Origin of the sequence: Candidatus Methylomirabilis limnetica (genome assembly GCF_003044035.1) — a bacterium.
Classification (GTDB): domain Bacteria; phylum Methylomirabilota; class Methylomirabilia; order Methylomirabilales; family Methylomirabilaceae; genus Methylomirabilis; species Methylomirabilis limnetica.
Window position 1 is genome coordinate 1 of the sequence record NZ_NVQC01000019.1, and the last position, 4,065, is coordinate 4,065.

Consider the following 4,065-nt stretch of genomic DNA (forward strand, 5'->3'; position numbering starts at 1 on the left):
TGGTTGAAATAGCCATTGAGAAATCCTCCCGTTTTCTGCAAGGGGTGCAGACCGGATTTTACCAGATGCCACAAGGCTTACAGAGGATTTCATGTTAAATTCACCCACTCGATTACGCGAAGAGCCAAAACAATAAAGGGCTTGCTTATGAATTACTATCGAATCTATTTCATAAGCGCACATCTCCGTTTAAGCGGGAGAATGAACAAGAAATCCCGATGACAGTTATCGAGATTGACGCTGGAGCAGAAGAGATTAAGAAGAAAATGCCCTCGTTTAACTACACGCAGTTATTAAAAGCAATCTCGGATAAATCCTCTTTGACGAAAGCTTACAACGAGGCTGAAAACAATTATGAAAAGCTTCAGATCTTTCGGGTTTTGCAGGAAGGTTCTCCGGGGAATAATGATGTATTTCGGAAATTCATTAATGAGACATTCCACATTGAGAATGAACATGTGATGCAGCTCAACCCCAGAAAATACGAGCTTGTCCCATCCTTCATCATAGTTGAGTGCAATCGAATAGTCGCATCTTCCGTTTAGGGGACTTAAGAGCAAGTTGCTCCTGCGCGTTCGGAGCTCTGGCGGCTAACCATTCGCTTCTGCCGCCCGCCGCCTCGTTTGGGCTGACAGTTGAAGCGGCGGCAGAGCGTCTGCGTTATAAAGATAGATGTTCGTCCCAGTGCCCAGACTTGGTCGCGGTGGGGAGCCACTTGGACAGGCGAAATCGCTTCCGGTAGAGGTAACCTTTTTTTGCCTTCCTCTTTGGTCACCCCATACGGCGGTTGCGCGGGGGTTGCAGATTCGCGTCTCAGAGTGCCATGTTTTGCCGTGTTCTTCAAGGCTAAGTGTCGTAAAGCGTTGAATATTATGAGTCCGTCTCGTTTCTCGGTGTTAGGCAGCCAGAGAAGAGACGCTGACAACACGAGGGGAGGGCGAATGAACCTGAACAAGAAGCAGTGGCTTCTTCAAACCACTTTCGGGATTCGTGCCCGCATCAACACGAACCCCGATTTCCAGCGTCCGGCGGTCTGGGGCTCGGCGCAGAAGCAGCTGCTGATCGACACGATTATCCGAGACTACGACGTCCCCAAGCTCTATTGGCGAAAGATCGCGAGCCATCCCGATCGCTACGACGTCGTCGACGGGCAGCAGCGGCTTCGTGCGATTTGGGAGTTCTTCGAGGACAAGGTCAAGCTTCCTAAGGATGCCGAGCCTGTCGAGGGAGTTCCGGTGGCGGGTTGCACTTACAGTACGCTGCCAGATGAGCTTCGCATAAGGTGCGATGTCTACCCCATGGACGTCGTCGTGCTTGAAGACACTGACGAGGACGAAGTCCGGGAAATGTTTCTGAGGCTCCAGAACGGCACCTCCCTCAAGGCGCAGGAGAAGAGGAATGCCTATCCCGGAGCCATGCGAAACTTCGTCCATGAGCTCGTCTCCCACCCCATCTTCTCGAGGGTCGGCTTCGCGAACGCCCGTCTCAACTATGACCTCGTTGCCGCCCAGATCGTTCGTCTTGAGCTGGCTGGCGGGCCCGTCAACGTCAAGAACACCGATCTGAACAAGATGTACGTTGAGAACAAGGACTTCGACCCCAAGGCCCCCGTCGCAAAAGCGGTTCAGCGTACTCTCTCGCTGCTATCGGAGATCTTCCCGGATAAGACCCCCGAACTTGAGCGCTTCAACCTCGTCTCCGTCTACTGTGTGCTTTCAGAACTTCTCCGCCAGTATGTTCTCGAGGACTTTAAGCCCATCTTCCAAGCCTGGTTCCTCGGTTTTGAAGCCGTTCGCCGCGAGCAAGAGGCGAGGCCCGAAGAGGAAGCCGACGCGGAGTGGGTCACCTATCGGGAGAAGATCAGTCACAGCACGGACTCCTCGGACTCGATTCGCTGGCGGATGGAGTTCATGCTGCGCAGTCTTCTCAGCCAGCATCCCCAGATCCGGCTCAAAGACAATCAGCGCGGGTTTACTTACGTCCAGAAGCTTGCAGTGTTCCGCCGAGACGTAGCCCGTTGCCAGCTCAAGATCAAGTGCGATAGCGCCGCGCTTACTTGGGATAACTGGCATTGCGATCATCGCGTTGCGTGGAGCAAAGGCGGGCTCACAACCGTGGAGAACGGCCAGGCCGCCTGTCCGCCCTGCAATCTATCCAAGGGCGCCGAGGCGGCCGCCTAACAAGCCAATGGAGCCGACGTCCCTTGCGCTGGCGGTGCGCCACGTTCCGGTGGCATCCTCGGCGCAGCGCCGAGCGGCGGTCGCGCTCCTCAGGTCGGGCTGCGGCTCATCGGCGAGCCGTTGGGCATCACCAGCATGACAACCACCGCATTTTCTTACGACGATCTTTTCCGAGATTTTCGCAATTACCTTCTGGAATGGAACCCAACATCGACTCACGAAATTACGCGATCGATTAAGGACTATTTCAACGAGAAGTACTCTGACGAATACTCAGTCTTATGCAGCCAGGCCAACGGGAGCGAATTTCTCCTTGACGTAATGGTTACGACGTTTGATCCAAAGGCGATCATTGAGATAAATACGCTCAATATTTCGGCAGATGATTTCAGCGTCTTGATCGGCGTTGAGTCTGAACTTGGTGGCGTTGGCGCATCGTCAGCCTATGGTGTTATGAAAAATGTGGTCGAAGATTACCTAAAACTGTTGTTAGCCAACGCTCGCCATCGAGTTATGGTCTTCACCTCTCTTCCTTATGCGAAGGAAGAAAACCATATCGAGTCAAGAATAGAAACCCTTAGAGTGATCTATCAAAGAACCACCGGTGTTTCTGGAGGCGCACTCCTTATCCATCTGGCTGGCTCTCAGCCAAGATCAACTCAAGTTCAAGCACAGGTTTCTGCAACCTCAATCCGGGGATATATTGTCTCGTCGGACGGTAAGTCGGTAGCAGAGTTAAATTCGTCAAGCTGTTGAAAGGAGGAAAAAGCCGTGAAGAAAATATCGCTCTTAGTTGTTATCGTTTCACTGCTCACCGCTTGTGGAGGAGGCGAATTTGAAGCTGAAGCAAAGAAAGCAGTTCTCGGCAGGCTTAAAGACCCAGGCTCTGCGAAGTTCGGAAAATTTACCCAAATCAATGAGAAAAGCGCTTGCTTTACTGTGAATGCTCGCAACTCTATGGGTGGCTACACCGGCGATCAGCAGGCACTGCTAAGAAAACTTGAAAATGCGTGGGTCGTTATAAGTATCGACAACTGGAGTCACGACCTCTGCATTGACTGGATGAAGAACCCCTCAAATGGATAGCGCGCAAATGCCCAACCCGGCAGTCCACACGGACGCTGCGCGATAATGCCGCGCAGCGCCGGTGAATTCTACGTTGGGCATGAGCAGATTGACCACGGATAGCCATTGGAGTACCCTAACAGCATGGCACTACTTGATGACATCCGCGTGAAGATCGCTGCACGGCATTACGAATTCTCGAAGCACGCCGTAGATCAGACGATCATACGGGACATCAGCGTCGCCGAGCTGGAAGAGGCGATATCGAATCGAAGCGAGGTGATTGAGGACTATCCCGAGGACAAGTATTGGCCAAGCTGCCTGGTCCTGGGATTCACAGGTGGTGGCCGGCCACTGCACATTCAATGCAGCTACCCATCCCGGCCGCTGATCAAGATCGTCACGGTTTACGAGCCCGATCCGGACATCTGGATCGACTTCAGGATTCGGAAGACAGATTGACGAGGTGATATGATGAAAGAAACGATGATCGAAACGCAAGTCACGTACACGCTGGAATACGGCGGCAAGTTCTACTTGGTTGAACACGTGCCGGCCCGTGTTTGCCGAGAAACGGGTGAGCAGCACTTTGCCCCCGAGACAGTGGAACATATCCAAGCTCTGATCAGGAGCAAGAAGACTCCAGAGAAAGTCATCGAGACCCCCGTGTACGAGTACGCATGAGCAATGCCTAAAATAGGGACAGACACAATACCGTCCGGCACATAATTTGCCCGGTTTGATTAAGGATCATATCTGAAGGTGGGGAAAAAGCAACAGCAACAGGATTTACCGGTTACGAAGGATTGCGGAGGGGTTT

Annotated in this window: 6 protein-coding genes; all 6 read left to right on the plus strand. The window is 52.6% G+C overall.

All coding sequences use genetic code 11. The features are described from left to right. Positions 1–218 precede the first annotated feature (218 nt). Positions 219–545, plus strand: coding sequence for a hypothetical protein (locus CLG94_RS06515; protein WP_107562062.1), 327 nt, complete (start codon positions 219–221; stop codon positions 543–545). Positions 546–941: 396 nt separating this feature from the next. Continuing rightward, positions 942–2,180 (plus strand): HNH endonuclease family protein, encoded by a 1,239-nt coding sequence (locus CLG94_RS06520; RefSeq protein ID WP_161954061.1) that lies wholly within the window; start codon positions 942–944, stop codon positions 2,178–2,180. 120 nt (positions 2,181–2,300) lie between these two features. Beyond that, a complete protein-coding gene (locus tag CLG94_RS06525; protein ID WP_153062392.1) occupies positions 2,301–2,936 on the plus strand; it encodes a hypothetical protein in 636 nt (211 codons plus the stop codon). A 15-nt stretch (positions 2,937–2,951) separates the two neighbouring features. Then, positions 2,952–3,266 carry a hypothetical protein gene (locus CLG94_RS06530; RefSeq protein ID WP_107562065.1) on the plus strand — a complete coding sequence of 105 codons (315 nt, stop codon included), beginning with the start codon at positions 2,952–2,954 and terminating at the stop codon, positions 3,264–3,266. 123 nt (positions 3,267–3,389) lie between these two features. Continuing rightward, positions 3,390–3,707 (plus strand): DUF4258 domain-containing protein, encoded by a 318-nt coding sequence (locus tag CLG94_RS06535; protein WP_107562066.1) that lies wholly within the window; start codon positions 3,390–3,392, stop codon positions 3,705–3,707. A gap of 9 nt (positions 3,708–3,716) precedes the next feature. Beyond that, positions 3,717–3,929: a YgiT-type zinc finger protein gene (locus CLG94_RS06540; protein WP_107562067.1), complete on the plus strand. Its 213-nt coding sequence runs from the start codon at positions 3,717–3,719 to the stop codon at positions 3,927–3,929. The last annotated feature ends 136 nt before the right edge of the window (positions 3,930–4,065 follow it).